At 35.3% G+C, this 21152-nt stretch carries 19 protein-coding genes; 5 read left to right on the top strand and 14 right to left on the bottom strand.

Features of this window, described 5'->3' with window-relative positions; translation table 11 throughout:
• Window positions 1-42: 42 nt before the first annotated feature.
• The 9 genes from EZV73_RS07800 to EZV73_RS07760 all read right to left on the bottom strand — a co-directional run bounded on the left by EZV73_RS07800 (window position 43) and on the right by EZV73_RS07760 (window position 11331).
• A complete protein-coding gene (locus tag EZV73_RS07800) occupies window positions 43-1221 on the bottom strand; it encodes a C39 family peptidase (RefSeq protein WP_240839696.1) in 1179 nt (392 codons plus the stop codon).
• 15 nt (window positions 1222-1236) lie between these two features.
• Entirely contained in the window at window positions 1237-2184 is a 948-nt protein-coding gene (locus EZV73_RS07795) for a dipeptidase (RefSeq protein ID WP_240839695.1), read from the bottom strand.
• Window positions 2181-3125 carry a C39 family peptidase gene (locus EZV73_RS07790; RefSeq protein ID WP_240839694.1) on the bottom strand — a complete coding sequence of 315 codons (945 nt, stop codon included), beginning with the start codon at window positions 3123-3125 and terminating at the stop codon, window positions 2181-2183. Before EZV73_RS07790 ends, EZV73_RS07795 begins: the two co-directional genes overlap by 4 nt.
• A 1-nt stretch (window position 3126) precedes the next feature.
• Window positions 3127-4062 carry an ATP-binding cassette domain-containing protein gene (locus EZV73_RS07785; RefSeq protein ID WP_240839693.1) on the bottom strand — a complete coding sequence of 312 codons (936 nt, stop codon included), beginning with the start codon at window positions 4060-4062 and terminating at the stop codon, window positions 3127-3129.
• Window positions 4055-5119, bottom strand: a complete 1065-nt coding sequence (locus EZV73_RS07780; RefSeq protein WP_240839692.1) for an ABC transporter ATP-binding protein — start codon at window positions 5117-5119, stop codon at window positions 4055-4057. The genes EZV73_RS07785 and EZV73_RS07780 overlap by 8 nt, the downstream gene beginning before the upstream one ends.
• A gap of 8 nt (window positions 5120-5127) precedes the next feature.
• Window positions 5128-6192 carry an ABC transporter permease gene (locus EZV73_RS07775; protein ID WP_240839691.1) on the bottom strand — a complete coding sequence of 355 codons (1065 nt, stop codon included), beginning with the start codon at window positions 6190-6192 and terminating at the stop codon, window positions 5128-5130.
• A complete protein-coding gene (locus EZV73_RS07770; RefSeq protein ID WP_240839690.1) occupies window positions 6192-7139 on the bottom strand; it encodes an ABC transporter permease in 948 nt (315 codons plus the stop codon). Before EZV73_RS07770 ends, EZV73_RS07775 begins: the two co-directional genes overlap by 1 nt.
• 93 nt (window positions 7140-7232) lie before the next feature.
• On the bottom strand, window positions 7233-9173 hold the full coding sequence (locus EZV73_RS07765; RefSeq protein ID WP_240839689.1) for a peptide ABC transporter substrate-binding protein: 1941 nt from the start codon (window positions 9171-9173) through the stop codon (window positions 7233-7235).
• Between the two features lie 292 nt (window positions 9174-9465).
• Window positions 9466-11331, bottom strand: a complete 1866-nt coding sequence (locus EZV73_RS07760; RefSeq protein WP_240839688.1) for a sigma-54-dependent Fis family transcriptional regulator — start codon at window positions 11329-11331, stop codon at window positions 9466-9468.
• 98 nt (window positions 11332-11429) lie between these two features.
• Between EZV73_RS07760 and lysA the strand changes: the two genes are divergently transcribed.
• From lysA to alr, 4 genes are read left to right on the top strand one after another with little or no spacing between them, the layout of a single operon-like run.
• The gene (gene lysA / locus EZV73_RS07755; protein ID WP_240839687.1) at window positions 11430-12707 is read left to right on the top strand and encodes a diaminopimelate decarboxylase; all 1278 of its coding nucleotides are present in this window, start codon (window positions 11430-11432) and stop codon (window positions 12705-12707) included.
• Window positions 12707-13624 carry an LD-carboxypeptidase gene (locus EZV73_RS07750; RefSeq protein ID WP_240839686.1) on the top strand — a complete coding sequence of 306 codons (918 nt, stop codon included), beginning with the start codon at window positions 12707-12709 and terminating at the stop codon, window positions 13622-13624. The genes lysA and EZV73_RS07750 overlap by 1 nt, the downstream gene beginning before the upstream one ends.
• Window positions 13621-14436 (top strand): serine hydrolase, encoded by an 816-nt coding sequence (locus EZV73_RS07745; RefSeq protein ID WP_240839685.1) that lies wholly within the window; start codon window positions 13621-13623, stop codon window positions 14434-14436. The genes EZV73_RS07750 and EZV73_RS07745 overlap by 4 nt, the downstream gene beginning before the upstream one ends.
• Window positions 14430-15542, top strand: a complete 1113-nt coding sequence (gene alr / locus EZV73_RS07740) for an alanine racemase (protein WP_240839684.1) — start codon at window positions 14430-14432, stop codon at window positions 15540-15542. The genes EZV73_RS07745 and alr overlap by 7 nt, the downstream gene beginning before the upstream one ends.
• 37 nt (window positions 15543-15579) lie before the next feature.
• Here alr and EZV73_RS07735 read toward each other — a convergent pair whose 3' ends face one another.
• The 3 genes from EZV73_RS07735 to EZV73_RS07725 form a co-directional block, all read right to left on the bottom strand.
• On the bottom strand, window positions 15580-16473 hold the full coding sequence (locus tag EZV73_RS07735; RefSeq protein ID WP_240839683.1) for an HD-GYP domain-containing protein: 894 nt from the start codon (window positions 16471-16473) through the stop codon (window positions 15580-15582).
• A 26-nt stretch (window positions 16474-16499) separates the two neighbouring features.
• On the bottom strand, window positions 16500-18017 hold the full coding sequence (locus tag EZV73_RS07730; RefSeq protein ID WP_240839682.1) for a diguanylate cyclase: 1518 nt from the start codon (window positions 18015-18017) through the stop codon (window positions 16500-16502).
• 88 nt (window positions 18018-18105) lie between these two features.
• Window positions 18106-18339 carry an immunity 17 family protein gene (locus EZV73_RS07725; RefSeq protein WP_240839681.1) on the bottom strand — a complete coding sequence of 78 codons (234 nt, stop codon included), beginning with the start codon at window positions 18337-18339 and terminating at the stop codon, window positions 18106-18108.
• Window positions 18340-18469: 130 nt separating this feature from the next.
• Between EZV73_RS07725 and EZV73_RS07720 the strand changes: the two genes are divergently transcribed.
• The gene (locus tag EZV73_RS07720; RefSeq protein ID WP_240839680.1) at window positions 18470-19120 is read left to right on the top strand and encodes a response regulator transcription factor; all 651 of its coding nucleotides are present in this window, start codon (window positions 18470-18472) and stop codon (window positions 19118-19120) included.
• Window positions 19121-19209: 89 nt separating this feature from the next.
• On the opposite strand, the gene flgL is transcribed toward EZV73_RS07720, so the two are convergent.
• Both flgL and EZV73_RS07710 read right to left on the bottom strand, forming a co-directional pair.
• The gene (gene flgL / locus EZV73_RS07715) at window positions 19210-20583 is read right to left on the bottom strand and encodes a flagellar hook-associated protein FlgL (RefSeq protein ID WP_240839679.1); all 1374 of its coding nucleotides are present in this window, start codon (window positions 20581-20583) and stop codon (window positions 19210-19212) included.
• A gap of 245 nt (window positions 20584-20828) precedes the next feature.
• Window positions 20829-21152, bottom strand: coding sequence for a hypothetical protein (locus EZV73_RS07710; RefSeq protein ID WP_240839678.1), 324 nt, complete (start codon window positions 21150-21152; stop codon window positions 20829-20831).

The raw sequence follows: 21152 nt of genomic DNA, 5'->3' as shown, positions 1-21152 counted from the left end.
GCTTCTAAAAGGAGTTAAATTTTATGACAAGTCTTAGACGATTTATTCATTTGTTAAATAATATATATAGCCAGTCCAAGCATTCTTCAGTTGGCTTAAAGGATACATCCTTCTTACTTCCTCTCCTACTGGAGATGCAGGATCGTTTACTATGACAAAATTATCTTTTGTAAAACCCCTAACCACCAACAAGTGGCCTGCCGGATAAGCCATAGGTGAATTTTCAATCTGAAAATCTGATTCGATGGATATGGCCACTGGTATTTTAGATTCAACAATATCCATAACTTCTTTAAAGTTGTTGCATCTTTGAACATGAGCACTTAAACCTTGTTCAGATGCAAAGGCCATATTGTAAGACCAATTGCCATAAATGTCTGCTCCATTGTCATAAACTGCATTGGCAGTTATCTCAGGCGTTAACTCAATACCATAGTAATTTAAAAGCATGGTCAAAGATGTAGGACTACATATTCTAGATCCGATTTTTTCAACGCCCATTTGACTGAGTTCGGGTACATCTATTTCAAAATCCTTAGGTTCAATTTGAGCTTTGATTTTTTCTAAGGTTTGAGTGGTGAAGGTCAATTGATTTAATTTAGGGGAATCAACTGATGCATCTTTTCTAGACATAACAACCTTTAGCTGAAATTGCTTTCCAGGAAACCATTGTGACAGTTTAACCGTATCAATTACCATTTGAGAATAATCATCTGATTGTCCACTCACTCGGCCTTTGTTTCTCCCGTCTGTAGACCACTTGCCGTAAGACATCCAATCAGAAAAGCCATGTTCAGTTCCAACTTTAATAAACACTTCAACATAGTTATCAAGATTTGTATTTACATTCCAAGATACAACACCTTCTATAAAATCATGTGCTTTAAACACAGGTGATACAAAAGTACCTTCAATCTGACTGTCTTCTAACATAACAGAATCATTTTCCTTAATCAGATGTTCAAAATCTCCTGTAAGATCTTCACCATCAATTATATAAGTACCAAAGAAGTCTGATTCTAGCTCAAGAGGATTATCAGAGAGCATTTCAACATCCTTTGTTTCCTCTTCTAAGTCAACGTCTTCAGATGGTGTTTCTTCAACTGCTTCTACCACTTCTTCAGCAGGAAGAACTTCATTTTGAACAGCCTGGTTATTTACTTGACTTTCTTCACAAGAAAAGAGTAGTACAAACATTAATATCATCAATACCTTTTTCATTTCATGCTCCCATAATTACAGTACTTTACTTAAATAGTTATATGCATTCTTGCCAAAAACCTTATTAATGGTCTCTTGAGAGAAATCCCTTTTTTTTAGTTCAAGCTCAATTTTATGTAAATCATGATGACCATCTATAACATCAAGCATTTTACCATTGTCATAATAAGGTGTACATAAGTCAAAACCAATACAAGGTACATGATCACCAGCAACATTAATAATATGCTCTATATGATCACATAAAGTTTGAACAGACTGCTTTTCTTGATTCAGTTGTACAACTGAAGTATAGGCGTTGATGCCGATGATGCCGCCTCTAAGTCCAATTGCCTTTATTTGATCATCACTTAAATTTCTAGGCATCTCATTAACCATTCTTGTATTTGAGTGGCTTGCAATAAAGGCATTGTCTGTGTACTTTAAAACATCTTCAAAACCAGTATCATTCAAATGACTCACATCAATAAAATAGCCAATTCTTTCTGCTTCTCTTACAACTTCTATACCAAATGGTGTTAAACCACCCAGAATACCTTCTTCAGGCGATCTAAAATAGGAACCATCAGCAACAAAATTTCTTCGACTCCAAACAAGCCCCAGCCCTCTTACATCTAAATCATAAAATATCTTAAGTAAAGATTTTTCTCTCAGTATAGGCTCTGCACCTTCTAAAGAAAGTAATATACCGATTTTATCATCCTTCAAATCTTCACTCTTAGAAACCAATTTGAAATGATCAGATTCTTTTATATCATCTTTCAAAGCTTGAATCTGTAAAAGCGCTTCTCTTAAAGAAACATCCGCCATTATTGTTTCAATAAATATGGCAGCAACAATCAACTTGAACTCACCTTTTTTAAAGGAATCATAAAAGGACTCTAATACTCTTGTTTGGCCATCTCGCCTTCTGTTTAAAACAATGCCACCCAAGTCAAAATGCATATCAATATTATATCTCATAAGGCCACCTTTTGAGGTTTCACCACATATATCACATTATTCCATGATTTTAAAAACTCATTTAACTTATACTTTCTAAAAACACTTTCTTCTGTTTTAGAAGCAGGATCATTTACCAATATGTAGTTGTCATCTGCTTTTTCAAACCCCCGTATAACAACTAGATGTCCTGCTGGATAAGCTTGTGGTGCTCCTGCTAATTCTTCTTTCTCTCTTGTTTTTATGGATGCCACTATAGGCATACCTTGTTGAATGTACTTTACCAATGTTTGAGTATCATAACAGTATTCCACAAATGCATCGAATCCTCTTTCACCAGCATAAGCCACATTGTAGGCCCAGTTGCCATAAATGCTTGCCCCATTGTCAAAACTTCCTTGAGATGTATCAATAACATCTACTTCTGCTCCATAATAGTTCATTACCATGGCAAGAGAAGCTGGAGAACATATGATGTTACCAATTTCAGGTATGGTCATTTGGGAAATCTTAGGCACTTCAATATCCATACTGACAACTGGCTGTAAGGAAACTTGAGGTTGATTTGTCGTTGATACAGACAACTTATTTAAAGTCGATGGACCATCACTAAACCAAATCCTGTATTGAAATGCCTCACACATGTCACTGGAAATAACTTCATCAATTGAAATCCTAAAGTCACCATCATTTTGATTGGATACACTGCCTTCATTTCTGCCTTGATCCGACCATTTGCCATAAGTCAACCAATTAGACCACGTATGACTTAAAACTCTTATTTCCACTTCAACAAATCCCTCTGTAAAAGTGTTCCATGACGCTAGCAATCTGTTAAAAGCTTGAGCCTCAATAATCTTAGAAGTCATCACCCCATTTGAAGAAGTAATGCCATCATCACACAAAGTCACATCGTCTAGCTGGTTGTCTGCAAAGTCGTCTTTTGTAAAATGATACATCATATTAACCTTCTTTCAATTGTGTCTTATATAAGGCGATTTCTTGGTTATTTCCTAAAATAAAATGATCTTTCTTAATTTCAAACCACTTAGGCTTGTCTGTTTCATAATGATGACATGATGGATCATATACTTCTAATACCTTGTTTCTTTCTGCTATAGGATCAGGAAGTGGAATCGCCGATAATAAAGCTCTGGTATATGGATGCAGAGGATTACTGAATAACTCTTCTGATTCTGCCATTTCCACAATTTTGCCCTTATGAATGACAGCAATCCTATCAGTTATAAACCTCACGACTGATAAGTCATGAGCCACAAACATATAAGTCAGTTCTTTTTCTCTTTTCAGTTGAGAAAGTATATTCAAAACCTGAGCACGTATAGAAACATCGAGTGCAGAGATGGGTTCATCTGCAATAATTAACTCCGGTTCCATCACAAGTGTTCTCGCGATGCCGATTCTCTGTCTTTGACCACCTGAAAACTCATGAGGAAAGCGTGAGGCAAACTCTGGTAGTAAACCAACATCAAGAAGTGCTGTTTCTACTTTCTTTTTTCTTTCCTCTTCAGTTTTAAACTTCTTCAGATTATAAAGTCCTTCCGAAACAATATAATCTACTTTGGCACGTTCATTTAAGGATGCCATGGGATCTTGAAAGATCATTTGAACTCTAGATGTCACATCACGGTCTTGATCCTTGCTTAATTTACCATTGATCTTGTTGCCATCAAAAATAATCTCACCTTCGCTGGCTTCATTGATTCTTACAATGGCTCTTCCTATGGTCGTTTTTCCTGACCCGGATTCGCCAACTAAACCAAATGTCTCACCCTTATATATATTAAAGCTTACATTATCAACCGCTCTAAAAGTTTTTTTACCTTTACCAAAGTCTACAGATAGATTCTTTACTTCAAGTAAAACTTCTCTACTCATAACGATAGCCCTCCATATTTTTTCTAAGATTTTGAAGTGCCTCAGGTCTTTCTACTTTAGGTGCTTTTGGATGTAACAGCCAAGTTCTTGCTTTATGTGTTTCTGAAAGCTCAAAGTAAGGTGGTCGTTCTTCAAAGTCAATTTTAAGTGCTTTTGGATTTCTAGGTGCAAAAGCATCTCCTACTATTTCTTTAAACAAGCTTGGTGGTGTCCCTTTAATGGCAAATAAGTCTTCTCCTTTTACACCTAACTGAGGCAAAGAAGATAAGAGTGCCCAGGTATATGGATGTTGAGAATTATAAAACACCTCATGTGATTTTCCAATTTCAACAATGTCCCCTGCATACATAACTGCAATCCTATCAGCTACATTGGCAACAACACCTAAATCATGGGTAATATAAATAATGGTCAGCTTGTACTTAACCTGCATATTTTTTAAAAGTTGTAAAATTTGTGCTTGAATGGTCACATCTAATGCCGTTGTTGGCTCATCACAAATCAAAACATTTGGATTGCATGCAACTGCAATGGCAATAACCACACGCTGTCTCATACCACCTGAGAACTCATGCGGATATTGTTTGTATCTCTTCTCAGGCATTGGAATACCTACATCTTCTAAGTACTCTAATGTTTTCTTCTTGGCTTCTTCACCTTTTAAACCTTGATGAAGTTCTATGGCTTCTTGAACCTGTTTACCTATGGTTTTTAATGGATTTAAAGAAGTCATTGGATCTTGAAATACCATGGCAATTTTAGAGCCTCTGATCCCGAGCCAATCCTTTTCTTTTTTGTATTTAGAGATATCCTCACCATCAAAAAAGATTTGACCATTGTCAATCCAACCATTGGCGTCAAGAAGCCCCATAAACGACTTGGTAAAAACAGATTTTCCTGATCCAGATTCTCCAACGATGGCTAAACTCTCACCCTTGTATAAATCCAGAGAGATTTTACGAATAGCCGTTAAGACTTTACCTCTTAGTTCAAACTTTATAACCACATCCTTAGCTGAAAGGACGATATTATCTTGAGTATAATTTATTTGATTCATTGTCCCTCCTAAATATGGTTCTTCGGATCTGCTGCATCAGCAAATGCGTTGCCGATAACATAGAATGATATTGTAATCACTGATAAAACAGCTGCTGGGAATAAAAGTTGATATCTTAAAGCTGGCACCATAATGAATACTCTACCTTCATTGATCAAGTTACCCAAAGAAGGAATGTCTACAGGTAAACCTATACCGATATAAGTTAAGAAAACTTCTGAGCCAATAGCAAGCGGAATGGCTAAAGCCAATCTCAACATGATGACTGATACCAAGTAAGGTAACAAGTTTTTCTTTATGATTCTAGAAGTTGGTGTTCCCAAACATCTAGATGCCAGATTATATTCTCTATCTCGAATGATAATGATTAAGTTTCTTACGAATCTTGCCATCTGGGTCCATCTTGTAATAGCCATGGCAAATATGATTGTAAATAAACCAGGCTTCATAATATAGGCAAATAATAGCAAGATAATGGTTCTAGGAATGTTGTTGATTACATTATAGACTTCAGTAATCAAACCATCTAATTTTCTAACATACCCCCAAAGCGAACCTATCAGTATACCTATGACAAGTTCAGACAAACCAACTATAAGACCGATGAAAAGCGATGTTCTTGTACCAGACCATATTCTTGACCATAAATCTTGTCCAATGGCATTGGTTCCGAACCAGAAATACTTGTCCTCAACTTGATTCAACTTATAGGGATTGAAACCTGTTTTATCAAGATCAATGGCACCAATACTCTCTAAAAAAGCAACTCTTGGCGGCATATTTCTTAACTGTCTACCAGTTGTTTCACTTGTATTGACAACTGTTGGGTCATACTGGTTTGGTAAGTATGGCTGAATTAGGGTAAATGTTAAAAGGCCTACAACCAATATCATTAGAACTACTGCTGTTTTATTTTTAAGAAAAGACTTCCAAGTTGAATGCCAATAAGAATAGTTTGAGTATCCTGTTTTTTCAGCTTCTTCTTCATTGTACTCAGCAAACTCAAACTTCGAATCCTCTATTTCTGCTGTCGCTTCTATTTCAATGACTTTTTCAATACTGCTTAAACCCATTAGCGTCCACCTCCTGCTTTTTGCAGCTTAATTCTTGGATCAAATATTGCCATAAGCACATCGCCTAGGAACAATCCAATAATACCTATTGATGAAAATATTAATACAAGAGCCTGTACAAGGGTATTATCTTGTAACTGAATAGCAGAAACCAGTAGACCGCCCATACCAGGAATAGAGAAGAGTGATTCTACGTAAATAGAACCTGCTATTGTAAAGAGTATTGATGACGGCAAATACTGAACCATTGGTACCAGTGCATTTCTCATTACATGTAAGTACATGATTCGTTTTTTGGATAAACCTTTAGCAGTTGCTAATTTAATATAATCTTTATTGAGTTCATCTACCATGTAACGTCTCATCCACATGGCATAACCAGAAATAGATCCCAAAGACATGGCAACACCAGGTATAATCCAACTTTTCGGATCTTCTACTTCAAATAGAAGTGGTAGTTTAAGCACCCCTGTAACATATATTTGGATAAATAAATAATAGATTATGGCTGGTACAGCAGATATAAAGACAACATAGGATGTTCCCAATTTATCAAAGAACTTTCCTTTATGTCTTGCCATACCAATGCCCATGCTTATACCAACCACTAAAGACAAACCTAAAGCAAATAATCCAAACCATAATGAGTAAGGAATTTTTTGTTTTATGATTTCAGCAATTGGTACATTGGGTCTAAAAATAAGTGATTCGCCAAAGTCTCCTCTTAGTAAATCTGCATAAAAGTTCTTTAGCTGAATGTGCATAGGATCTCTCAGTCCCATACTTTTTAATATTGCCTCTTGTTGTGCTTCGTCCAATTTATCTGTGCCCATTTCTCCGAAGTAACCTTCTTCCGGCATCAATCTCATTAAGAGAAATACCACGGTTATAACAATGAATAATGTCAACACAGACCTAAGGAATCTTTTTACGAAATACTTAAGCATACAGATATGCCCCCCTCGATGTTTCAAAATAATGTGTTAATGTCATCCCTTATAATGTCTAGAATTAAGCCAGGAATAAACCTGGCTTATAGATTATTTAAGTGCTTCTTCTCTTGCCGCTTCCCATGCAGCCTTTTCAGCTTTAAACTGCTCTGTGCTCATTGGCTGTGATAAAATGTGCATACCTTTCCATCTTTCACTTGCAACACCAAATGGTGAGAACGGTGCTTCATATGGATTTAAAAGTGATGCAACATAGCCACCGCCACCCTTTCTGTATGGGATTACCCATGCATTGTCAAGAAGATAAGCTTCAGCATCAGCATACATTTCATAACGCTTTTCAAGATCAACTTTTTCTTGCGAAGCCATTTCAACCATATTCTCATAAACTTGATATTTATTGTTACCGTCTGCATCAACTTCTACTGTCATTTCTGGGAAGTTGTAGTTACTGTCAATAAACATATCTGTATAAGTATGTGGATCTGCATAGTCAGGTCCCCAGTTTACTTCCATAAACGAGTATTTACCAGCACGTCTTGTATTTGATAAGTAGCCTGATGGTGGATATGGTACGATAAATACATCAATTACATCACTACCAAATAAGTTTTCTAGTTGTTGCTCAATAACTTGTGCCTTCATAGCATTATTTGAACCACCTGTATTGTAAGGCATAACGACCTTTACAGGCCATTCTACTGTATCACCTAATTCTGCAACAGCTTTACTCATATAATCCTTTGCCATGCCGTCATCAAACTTTTGATCTAAGGCATGGTCATGTAAGTGTCCTAAATCAACAAAATCTTGACCCTTGATGTTTACAAAGCCAGCAGGTGTAATTGTATTGCCTACCTTGTTTTGCGGATTAAAAGGTTCATCAACTGTAAGCGCTGCCATTCTATCAAAACCATAATAGAAAGCTTTTCTAAAGTTTAAGTTGTTTACTGCTACTTTCCAGTTTTCAGGTTCATATGCCTCATCATATTGAGGATCAAAGTTTAATGCATAGAAATAAGTATAGTAACTTGCTGTTGCAGGTCTAATCATCTTACTTAAGTTAGGATCCATCATCCAAGCATCTATTGAATCTGAACCAACTTCAACATGAGACACTTCGTTTCTCAAGAACAACTCTTGAGCTACAGTAGCAGCTTCTTTGTTGTACTTATAATTGATTTCTTCTATATAGACATTTGCCTTGTCCCAATAGTTTTGATTTGCAGATAAAACTCTTCTATTTTGTGGCTCAAAAGAAGTCATGATATAAGCACCATTGTAAAGCAATGATTCTCTTGAAGTACCAAACATTTCTCCTTGTTCCTTAAGGAAGTCACCATTTACAGGGAAAAATGATACATATGTCAACATAGATTCAAAGTAAGGTAGTGGTTCTGCCAAAGTATACTCAAGTGTATACTTATCTACCGCTTTTACACCTACTTGACTGAAATCTGTAATTTCACCATTGTAGTAAGCTTCACCGTTCATAAGTGCCTTGTAGGCAATATTTGCAGTTTTTGATGCATTATCAGGATTAAATGTATACTCTATGGCATCTACAAAATCCTGTGCGACTGTTTCAGCATAAACTTGCCCATCATATGTATACCAGTTCACACCTTCTCTGATATGGAAGGTCCAAACTAAACCGTCATCCGATACTTCCCAATCGGTTGCCAAACTTGGGATCAACTTACCGTACTTATCATAATCAACCAATGTATCTATAAAGTTGGCTGCAAAACCAAATTCATTAGTTGAAGAAGTCACAAGATAGTTTAATGTTTTAACTTCACCTGAATAAACGGTTTTATAAACTTGGTCATCTGAGTATTGAATACCACCTGATCCTTCATCAGTTGAACTGCTTTCTGTTTCTGTACTTGCAGCTTCAGTAGCACTTGAATTATTTTCACTTGCTGTAGCCTCAACTTGCCCATTGTTATTAGCTGTAGCATTATTACCACTTGTACATGAAGTGAGAGCCATAACCACTACTAACAACAAAATTAAAATTCGTTTCATACTTCCTCCTTATTATTTTACGCGACTTGTCATGACTCCATATAGCAAAGACAATGCCAACACAAAGGATTATTAGAATCACTACCCTTTCACTAATTACTGGAACTTAGGTTTTTGACACTTTCCGTTTTTTCGGACATTTTTATTCGCTAAGATTACATAAAGCTTGAAAATACTATATTCCGTAATTTCGGAAGATTTTCAGAATAATCATGGAATTAATTCAAACATTCTGAAAATTTTATAAAAAACTAAGTCAAACCAAGCATTTAAACATAAAAAAAAGATTCCGTTATTTCGGAATCTCGCGTTTTTCGATTTCTTTTATACTGTCATATAGCTTGGTCTTCTTAATAGCTAATATGTCCATTGTCTTTCTTTTGTTGCCATCCGTATGAATCAAAACCTTATTGATAACATCCAGTTCCACATCTTTCATAGTCTCCTTTAAAGGCCTTAAAAGTACTTCTTCTGAAAACATGTTTTTATTGGTGATTTTTACTTGAATGTGTTCACTTAGAATTGTCTTACCGTCACAAAGAGTAATGGCCCTTTCAAGTACATTTTCAAGTTCTCTAATATTACCAGGCCAGTGATAAAGTTTCATTTTTTCATAAGCCTCTGCAGATACAGCCTTATCATCAGTACCTATGTTGTAACAGACCTTAGGTAGTATGTAGTTGACCAGTTCATATATGTCATCGATGCGTTCTCTTAGAGGTGGTTGTTTAATAGGAAATACATTAATCCTATAATACAAATCTTCCCTAAACAAACCCTGTTTCACATCTTTTTCAAGCTTTCTATTGGTTGCTACAATGATGCGAACATCTACTTTTACCTCTTTGTCACCTCCGACTTTGTAGAAAGTCCTGTTTTGAATAACATGTAAGAGTTTGACCTGCATTTCCTTTTTCAGATCACCAATCTCATCTAGAAAGATGGTACCGCCATGTGCCAGTTCGAAATAGCCTTTTTTACCTCTAGCACTTGCTCCTGTAAATGCCCCTTTTTCATAGCCAAAGAGTTCACTTTCTATCAAGGTACTCGGTATAGAGTTAAGATTGACTTCAATAAAAGGCATGGCCTTTCTGCTAGATGCTTGATGGATGGCTTTGGCAAGGACTGATTTACCTGTACCACTTTCACCAAGAATCAAAACTGTAGACTTGAACTGACTGGCCTTATAAGCCAATTTCTTGATGTCCATAATTTTTTGACTAGAACCAATTATATTTTGAAAAGACACCTGATATTTCTTTACATCTTCTAAGGCATTGGTTGCCTCTTTTAGTTTCCTATAAGCAATATTTCTCTGATTTTCTGCCATTTGTAATCTTCTGATATCATGCATCAAAAGTATGGCACCAACAACTTGATTTTCTCGAAGAATTGGCTTTAATGTACTGATGATATTGATGCCATTTATAGTGCCAGACTTACCATTATAACCATCTTGTTCCCCTCTTGCACAAGCAAGAAAGTCAGTGATAATCTCATCTTCTTGATGAAATTTACTTAAGTGTGCATTTACAAGGTCCATTTCATTTAGACCCAAATGTTTTTCTTTAAAAGCACCACCCTTAAGCAAATCCTTAAGATCTTCTTTCCAAAGAGTATAACCGCCCATCTGATAAAACTTAACACGTCTTTTTTTAGGATTAACGATAACCATATGATTGAAATAATTGTTGTAGTAGTACCTGTAGTTTTCATCATATATAGATATTTCTACATAGCGATTGATATAGTCTATTTTAGTCTTAAAATTCTCTCCAAGAAACACATCCTCCATGGCAATAGAGTCCATCGAATGGTCTGGACCTTTTAGCTTAATTTTCCCAGATTTACCGGTCTTATATTGGCCAACAGCTAGAAGTGTCGTGCCCTTTTCTAAAGCCATGATATCAATGCCAAGCACCTTCAAGTCCTTGTGGTCAATACCACCTGTGTCCTGACCAAAAGAAGTAAAGGCAAGGATGACCATATCACCTTTTTCTAACTTACCAGCTTCATGTGTTAAATGGCAGTGTCTAGAGGCACCAAGTATATCCTTTGCCTTGGTGTTGTATACCTGAATGAGTCCCTCTTTATTGATTGAAATAATACCTTCATTTAAGTCGTCTAAGAAATCATTGAGTCCAATTTTGTAGTTCATTTGTGCCCCCCTATTATATTTATAATGCATCAAAATTATAAAAAAGCAAAGTATTTTTGGCATCAATATTGCATATTGTTTTCATGGAGGTATTAATTATGAATATGATATTTGATGGTTGTGATACAACCCTATTAGCAAAAAAATACGGTACACCACTTTACATTATTAGCCAAAGTACAATCAATGAAAGGATTGAAAGCATTCAACAAAATTTCCTGAAGAAATACCCAAACACCAAAGCCGTTTATGCCAGCAAAGCCTTCTTACCCATGGCTATGTGTAAGATCATTCAAAGAGGAGGTTTGGGTTTAGATGTTGTTTCTGGAGGCGAGCTTTATATTGCCTTGAAGTCAGGTTTTGACCCTAAGATGATAGAATTCAACGGCAACAATAAAAACTATAAGGAGTTAGAACTTGCCATAAAAAATGATGTTGGCCGCATCATCGTTGATAATCTTCTTGAAATCAAATGGATAGAAGAACTCAGTAACAAGTACAATAAAAAGACCTATATTTTATTTAGGATTGTACCTGACATTGAAACAGATACACATGATTATATATCTACAGGCCATAAATCATCTAAATTTGGCATTACTCTTGAAAACAACTTTTTCTTTAACACATTTGAACAAGTCATGAAATCAAATAACATAAATATAAAAGGGATCCACTTTCATATAGGTTCTCAACTACACGATAATAAAAGTCATCTTAACGCTACCAGAAAAACACTTCATCTTATCAAGGATATCAAGATGAAATATGGGTATGATATTGAAGAACTCAATATTGGTGGCGGCTTTGGAATCAAATATACCGATGAAGATCCAGTTAAGCCTATTGAATATTTTATCGATCCTATTATGAACTTAATAGACAGCTTTTGTCTTGATCATAGGCTAGAAAGACCTATGATTATCACAGAGCCTGGCAGGTGGATTATTGGCGAAGCTGGTATGACCCTCTATACCATAGGTTCCATTAAAGAAAATGGACAGACTAAATACGCAGCCATTGACGGGGGTATGACAGACAATATCAGACCTTCTCTTTACCAAGCGAAATATGCAGCATGTCTTGCCAATAAAATAGACCAAAGCCCAGATGAAATCATCACCCTGTCTGGCAAGTTTTGTGAGTCTTCAGATATTCTTATAAAAGATATCAAGTTACCTAAAATAGCTACAGGTGACCTCTTAGCAGTTTATGCAACAGGCGCTTATACTTATTCGATGGCCAGCAATTACAATGGGCAACCCATTCCACCTGTTGTTCTAGTAAATAAGGGACAAGACCACCTTATTGTTAAGGGACAAACTTACGATGATCTGATTATAAACAATCTAATTCCAAAATATCTGGAGGTATAATGATTAAAGCAAGAAAACTCAAGCAAGGAGATAAAGTTGCAGTTATTGCGCCTTCTTCTCCTGCAAGCCAGTCACAATTAGATAATGTAAAAGCCTACATGGAAAAATTGAATTTAGAATATGACATGTTACCAAGCTGCTTTAAAAGCCACGGACATTTTGCTGGCCGTGACGATATAAGGCTGAATGATCTTCATGAGGCATTTAAAAACGATTCTTACAAGGGGATTATCTGTTTAAAGGGTGGCTACGGCACACCTCGACTGCTAAAAAACATTGATTATGACCTTATAAAAAATAATCCAAAAGTTTTTGTGGGATTTTCGGATATCACAGGCCTACATACTGCCATTCAAAAAATGACTGGACTGGTAACCTTCCATGGTCCTATGGCTATAAGTAATATGGACGATTTTTCTCTATTAAGTCTCAAGAATCAAATTTTTGATGGTATGTTAGGTCCTATTGAAAATCCCCCAAAAGAAAGCATTGAATCTTTTGTTAAAGGCCGAGCACAAGGTATTCTAGTAGGTGGCAATCTCAGTCTCCTTGTCAGCACCCTTGGTTCGCCCTACGAAATAGACACAAAAGGTAAAATTCTCTTTATTGAAGAAGTTGGTGAAGCCAGCTACAGAGTCGACAGAATGTTAACAAGCCTTATGCTTGCTGGAAAATTTGATGATGCAAACGGTATTGTCCTAGGTACCTTCAGTCAATGTGAGCCAGAAGTTGTTATAGGTAAGAAAACCGATCTTGACTTGATAACGATATTCCAAGAAATCATAGGACCTTTTAACAAGGCAACCATTATGAATGTCAGAGCAGGTCATAACTATCCACAAGTGACCCTACCTTTTGGACTTCATGTAGAAATAGATGAAGATCAACTGATTATACTGGAAGAAGGTGTAAAGTGAATAAAGAAACCATATTAGAAATTATGGGAAAACATGTCTCTTTTTCTGTCGATGGCTTCATTAATTGTCATCATCAAGAAAACATTGGTATAAACCCTGCAAGCGTTATAAAACTATCGGTTCTATATGCTGGACTTATAAAAATAGATAAAGGTTTAATCTCTTTAGATGATATGATTCCGTACTCAGATGGTGACTTAGTCATGGGAGCAGGTAGCCTAAAAGATTTAAGCTATAGACTGATGTCTTTAAAAGATCTTTTGATGCTTATGATCACATTAAGTGACAACTCAGCTACCAATATTCTGATGGATTACATTGGACTAGAGGATATTCAGCGTATCATAGAACATTTAGGGACCAGAGGAACCTATCCAAGAAGGAAACTTTATCATATGATACCAGGTGTTTTTAATGAAGCGACAACCAAAGATACCAACTTGCTCCTAAAAGCATTCGATTTAGGTATTGGCCTTACACAAGATTCACAGATACTTGCTATGGATATCTTAAAGCGCCAACAGTTTAAAAACTTTGCTATGGGCCTAAACGTATGCAAAACTTGTGGTAGAGTCTTCAAAGAAAATATGTGTATGGACCATCCAGGTGCTCAAGTAGATGAAGTTGAAATTTTCTCTAAATCGGGTGAAATCAATGGTCATGTACATGATGCTGCAATATTTAAATACAGTGGAAAAACTGTATATTTTACTATGTTTACTTACAAACAAGAAGATAACGAAATAACCAAACAAAATTTTAGAGATATCGGTTGCGAAATATTTAATCTTATGAGGGATAATACATGTTAAGAGATACACATTTAAAAATTAACATTGGTTATTTGGAAGACAACATCAAATCCATACAAAACCACTGTAAAGATACAAAAGTAGGTGCGGTACTAAAATCAAATGCTTATGGCCATGGCGCTAAGTACATGGCTAAGTCACTCTATAATATTGGGATAAACACTTTTTTAGTTGCAACCTTATTAGAAGCCCTTGAATTAAAGAATGAAAATGATAACTACCATGTGATCATCATGGGCCATACACCAGATAAGTATTTAAAAGAAGTCATTGATAAAAATATCACTCAAACCATCTTTACCTATGACCAGGCAAAACTATTAAATGATCTAGCTTATGAACCTGTGAAGGTTCATATAAAAATTGAGACAGGCTTTAACAGGCTTGGCATGCAGATTAACGAAGATACTGTAAAAGAGATCAAGCAGATATCAAACTTAGAAAATATCATGATAGAAGGCGCCTTTACCCATCTATCGCTTGAAAGTAAAGACAGCGACTTAAGACAGTTTAACAAGTTTATGGAACTTATGAATCAGCTAGAAACTGTAGGCATTCAAATACCCGTCAAACATGTCTGCGACAGCATCGGTATGGTTCTATACCCTGATTTTCATCTAGATATGGTCAGAGTTGGTGCCTTACTTTATGGTCTTGAATCAGAAGAAAAAGGGGTTTTAGATATCAAACCTATTTTGAGTTTTCATACCAAGCCCTCTCATATAAAAACCATAAAAAAAGGGGAAACCGTTTCATATGGTAACAGGTGGGTTGCGGGAGACGACAGTTTTATTGCAACCTTACCTTTTGGATATTCAGATGGTTATCCAAGAAACATGTACGGCAAAGGACAAGTTGAAATCAAAGGAAAATCCTATCCTATCATCGGTGTCATCTGCATGGACCAATGTATGGTTCATGTTGATGAAAGTGTTACTTTAGAAGATGAGGTTCATATTATCAATCAAAAAATAAGCGTTGCAGATTTAGCTTCTTTAGCAGGTACAAACAAGAACGAAATCGTATCACGTTTTACATCACGCGTCCCACGTGTATATATTAAAAACAATCAAGTCATTCATACTGAAAACGAGCTAATCAAATAATCTTTCCATTAAATAAACCGTGTAAAAACACGGTTTATTATTTCATAAGTAACTCTGACTTTTCTTGAATAATCTTTTCCAATAGCATGATTATATCTAGGTCATATTGGTCAGACAGACTTTTTAACTCTTCTATTGCCACAGAAAATGTTTTGCCTTTTTTATAGACTCTATCAGTGGTCATGGCATCAAAGGTATCAGCTATTGCTAGAATTCTTCCTAACAATGATATGTCTTTTATGCCATTTGGATAACCACTGCCATCTAATCTTTCATGATGTTCAAGCACGATTTCATGAACAAGACCTGGATACTTACTTCCTAATATTTCACTAGAAAAAGTGACATGTTTTTTCATCAACAAATATTCATCAGGCGTGTATTTTCCTACCTTATTTAGAATTTGGTCCTCTACCATGATCTTTCCTACATCATGAAAAAAGGCTGCCTTTAATAAGTTCATTTTATCTTTAGGATGAAGCTTCAACTCATCAGCAATTAACTTGGAGATACTTTTAACTCTTTTGCAGTGATTTAGAGTATAATGGTCTTTTTCTTGTATGGCTTCCATAATCTCAGCAAGCTCTTTAAAGCGATTGGTGTCATAAGCTTTTTTACCACTTGGTATAGAGCTAAGAAGAATCGTGTCTTCTAGTATATCGATAATAACTTCTTCTTGCGACTTATCGACTATATAATAATCGTACTTATCATAAATCTGATCACCAACACCTAACTTTCCTTCTACGATATAAAGAAATTCATAGAATTCTGGGTCCTTTACGGGATGAATAAAAAGGAAATTCCCTTTTGTAAGCTCAATTTGATGCATTTGAAGCTTACTTGAATGACTAAGTTTAGTTATATTAGGGATAATATCAGGATACCTAGAGATATGCTTACTATTTTTGTGAAATTGTACTTGTGTCATGCATGACTCCTATTCTATTAATAATACTAAGAATTCTCTTTATCTAAGAGTTCATAATCTCTTGTTTGCTTTCTATATCTTTTAAAAGTATACATGGAATTGTCTGCTGCTTCTACCAAATCATCTAGATGTTTATGCTCCTTGTATTCAGAAACACCATAACTCAAACTGATTATATACGGTCTTGAAATTGTCTTGTTAAACATATTTATGTTTCCAAACAACTCATCTATCAAGTCTTTTGCGCTTTCTTCATCTGAGTTTCTAAGAACCAATAGAAATTCATCGCCACCCAACCTAATAATATAGGAATTTTCATCTGTCATATTTCTTATCAAATGAACAGCATCGGTAATCAGTTTATCACCCATTGAATGACCGAAGCTATCATTAATTCTCTTTAAACCATCCACGTCAAAGTAGACAACCGTTAAATCAAGTTTATCAGACTTAGCATCTTCAAAGTCTCTTTCAAGTAAGTCAAATCCTTTCTTACGACTTAAAGCGCCAGTCATTGAATCATAATCTGCATACTTGACAACTTGTCTGTGCATATCATCAATTTCATCTAACATTTCATTTATACTGTAGGCAAGCTCTGCAATTTCATCTCCACCATTTACAGAAACACGACTATCTAGTTTATCTAAAGATTCTATTTCATTGATTTGATCATTTAAACGAATTACCCTATTGATCACCAAATGTTTAAGAGCTAAATCCAAAAGCACCCCAAAGATCACCATAACCATCACTAGACTGATGATATTTCTTCTTATGTTTTCGTTGCCAAGTATCTGAACACGATTTTTAAGTTTAAAGGTCATTGAATAATAAGTCTTACCATCTAAAAGGGGTAACCACAGAATGGCTTCACTATAATCACCTTCAAAATGTTTTAATTCGCTCATGATACCATATGGATTGTCTGATTCAAGTGGCTTTTCTATAATGTCTGCTTGAATGGTAAAATCATGATTTAAATGATATCTCAACTTCTCTAACTGTTCTTCATCCATTATCCTAGCAAAAATTAAGACACCCTTGTCTTCAGACATGCCATCACTAGTCTTTATCGGTGTAGAAACATATAAGACCGTGTCATCACCTAATCTGATTAAACCAGAGTTTCCCTGATAGCCTTTAAGGACACCTATCAAAGTCTGATCTATAGATATCAAGTTCTTTCCATCATAGTATCCATCATATGCTATATCTAAATTCTCATCCAAAATCATAGCATAATCAAAGTTTAATAGATTATAAGAATCTGCAACAAAGTTTTCTTCTATAAAAGTTTCATCTCTTGATTCTACATAATTATAAGTCTGATCCCATTCAGCCCAGTCTATTAAAATGGTACGAAAATTCTGTATTTCCGACATCAACCCTCGCTTAATAAGCTCTATCTCATCTTCAAACAAAGCTGTTTCCACTCTCATATAGTTGTCTTTCGTTACCCATCGTACATAGCCACCAATTATCACCAGTGATAGGATGATAAAAGATAGGACCATAATCCTTAATTTATTATTTAATTTCACAGGCTTCTCCTTATGCTTATATTATACCTCTTTTAAGAGACTATAACCGCATTCTTCACATAAAGCGAAAAGACAGTCAAAGACTGTCTTAAAGAAAGTAAATACTATATACTCCATAACCAGCAAAGCCTAGTCCAAGAAGAAAATAAAAAATTCCTGCCCCTCTACGACCAATGGCTTTTACTAAATAGCCTATTTTTCTATTTTCAAACCACCAGTCCCAGTCCAATATACTTGCCATCATACAAAGGAAACCGACACCTAAAAAGAAGAGTTGTTCAAGTTGAAACTCTAAAAATAATCGACCTATTAATTTATTCATGTTACCTCCCATACAAAACTATACCAAAAATTTACTATTTATTAAACTTTTTATTAAGAAAAAGACATCTTGTAAAGTAACACATCTAAGGTGACGATAATTCTTACGTGCAATTATAAGGAGTGAAATTATGAAAAAATCCATTCTCATTCTAGATATTGATACGTCAATGTCTGAAAGTTTAATAAGGGACGGATTCCTTATTTATGAGACCAATAATTGCAAGGATGCACTAAAGGTACTAGATGATCATAAGATCGATTTGGTACTGATGGATACCAAGCTACAAGGTGATGATTGGCGCTTATTAAAAAGTATCCTTACATATTCTATTCCAGTACTGATACACACGGCGAATACATGCAACAATCATAAGCTTCAGTGTTTTTGGTTTGGTGTAGATGACTATATTTTAAAACCTGCAGATGAACTAGAATTGTCTGCAAGAATTCGTGTTGCCTTAAGAAGACATAGACCCAAAGTTAACTCCTTAATCAGAGTTGGACATTTATCTCTAAACAAGAATTCCAGAGAAGTCTATATTGGCAAGGAAAGATTGATGTTTTCAAGGCGTGAATACGATTTATTAGAACACCTCATGCTCAACCAAAACATTGTGTTTACTAGAGAATCTCTTTTAGATACAGTTTGGGGTTATGATTATGAAGGTGAAACCAGGACGGTTGATTCCCATATTAAAAAAATAAGAGACAAAATTGATCCATCATCACAATTGATCAAAACTGTATGGGGTAAGGGTTATAAATTTGAGTCAGGGTAAAGGGAAGTTCATTCAGAACTTCTTTTTTAATAAAAAAAGTGGGATAGATAAACTATCCCGAAGAAATATTATAAAAATTAACTTAATGGTTATCTTAGTAAAGAAAGTACTTGAGACGGCTGTTGGTTTGCTTGAGCAAGCATAGCATTTGCTGATTGCTGAAGTGTTGTCCACTTTGTCATCTCCATCATTTCCTTTGCCATATCAACATCTCTAATTCTAGATTCTGCGGCAGTCAGATTCTCAGACGATGTGTTTAGATTGTTGATGGTATGTTCCAAACGATTTTGCATAGCACCCAGTTTAGATCTTTCTGACGATACTGAGTTAATAGCATCATCTAATGAATCAATTGCAGATGTCGCACCTTCAGAAGTTGTTAGATCCAACTCGTCGATACCAAGTGCTGAAGATGACATTTCTGATACAGTCATGTCAGTAGTTTGGCCTGCATTCGCACCAATTTGGAAAGTTACAGCATTGTTATCCACTGCTATGTTGGTTGTATTATCAGCAAGTGTATCATCGATTTCAAACGATAAACCACCCAACTCAACTTCATTAGAAATTGAGCCTGTAATGGTTGTAGAATCTACTGTTTTACCATCTTTAGTCAACTCATATGTCGCGGTAGCTTTAACAGTGATCTCTGTTTTTCCTTCAGCAACATCACTAGCACCTGTTGTATCATCAAACTGAATTTGAAGGCCTCCGATATCAATGGTATCATTTTGTCCACCATTATCGATTTCTTCTGATTTTAACTCAGCAACAACATTACCTTCTGAATCCTTTAGATATACATCAAACTCATTAGCTGTTTCAGTTTCAACAAGTTCTAATGTATATTCACCCGGTTCAGTTGCTCCTGTACCAGCATTAGAAACACTGTCTACATTGGTTTCATTTACACCACTTGTCCCATCATAGGCCATTGAAGAACTTGATACTGTTAAAACATAGTCTCCTTCAGCCATCGAATCGTCTTCAACTTCTACATTAGAGACATTGGTATTGTTATTTGTTACTTGAGCATTGTTCTCAAGGTTACCATTTAAAAGGGTCTTGTTATTAAACTCAGTATCATTTGAAATTCTATCAATTTCACTTGTTAACTGGTTGATTTCGTCTTGAATGGCAGTTCTATCTTCATCTGTATAAGTATCGTTCGAAGATTGTACAGATAACTCACGCATTCTTTGTAGAATGGCTTCTGTTTCATCTAATGCACCTTCTGCTGTTTGAATCATTGAAATACCGTCCTGAGCATTCCTTGACGCTTGATCAAGACCTCTGATCTGAGATCTCATTTTCTCTGAAATCGCAAGACCTGCAGCATCATCTGCAGCTGAGTTAATTCTTAAACCACTAGATAGTTTTTCAATTGATTTTGAAGCATTGGCATTATTGGTTGTCATCTGGTTATAGGTGTTTAACGCCATTAAATTGTTATTGATTCTCATAATTCCTCCTTGAATAGTCGATCAAATCCTTTTGAATAAGTTTCATTTCCATGGATAAAGCTTTTGAAACTTCTACTAACTTAAGATTAGTCCTGAAAAAAGTAAAAACTTCTGTATTTTCAAGTTAGATTATGAAAAACTCTATGAAAATATGTGAATTGTGGGACAATGTGAAATATGCAACTCAGCTTCAACAAATTGCTCGTCATCTATAAAAAAAATACTACCAACAGCATTGATAGTATTTATCCCAAATGATTGTAATGACTTTTTCTTATGGCATTCTTTGAAAAATAACCTGTCATTACTTGATGCATTTGTTTCTTTAACTTATTTTGATCTAGCTTCATTTGGTTCTTTGTAAGAATCAAACGCTCTAGAATCTTTTTATATTTAATGTGGAAATCCTTCTTTAAATCCATCTCTTCATCAGATAAACTTACACCCTTTAAATGGTGTTCTATCCTGCTGATGATGTTTTCCATCTTATCATAATCTTTTAAATTAACGACTTCATCCAATTGGTCTATCAGTTCTAAAAGTCTGATTAATCTTTCCTTTTCGTTCAT

Origin of the sequence: Acidaminobacter sp. JC074 (assembly GCF_022496765.1) — a bacterium.
Taxonomy (GTDB): Bacteria; Bacillota; Clostridia; order Peptostreptococcales; family Acidaminobacteraceae; genus JABXKX01.
The sequence above is the reverse complement of the archived record's forward strand: the minus strand, read 5'-3'. Positions and strand labels throughout refer to the sequence as shown.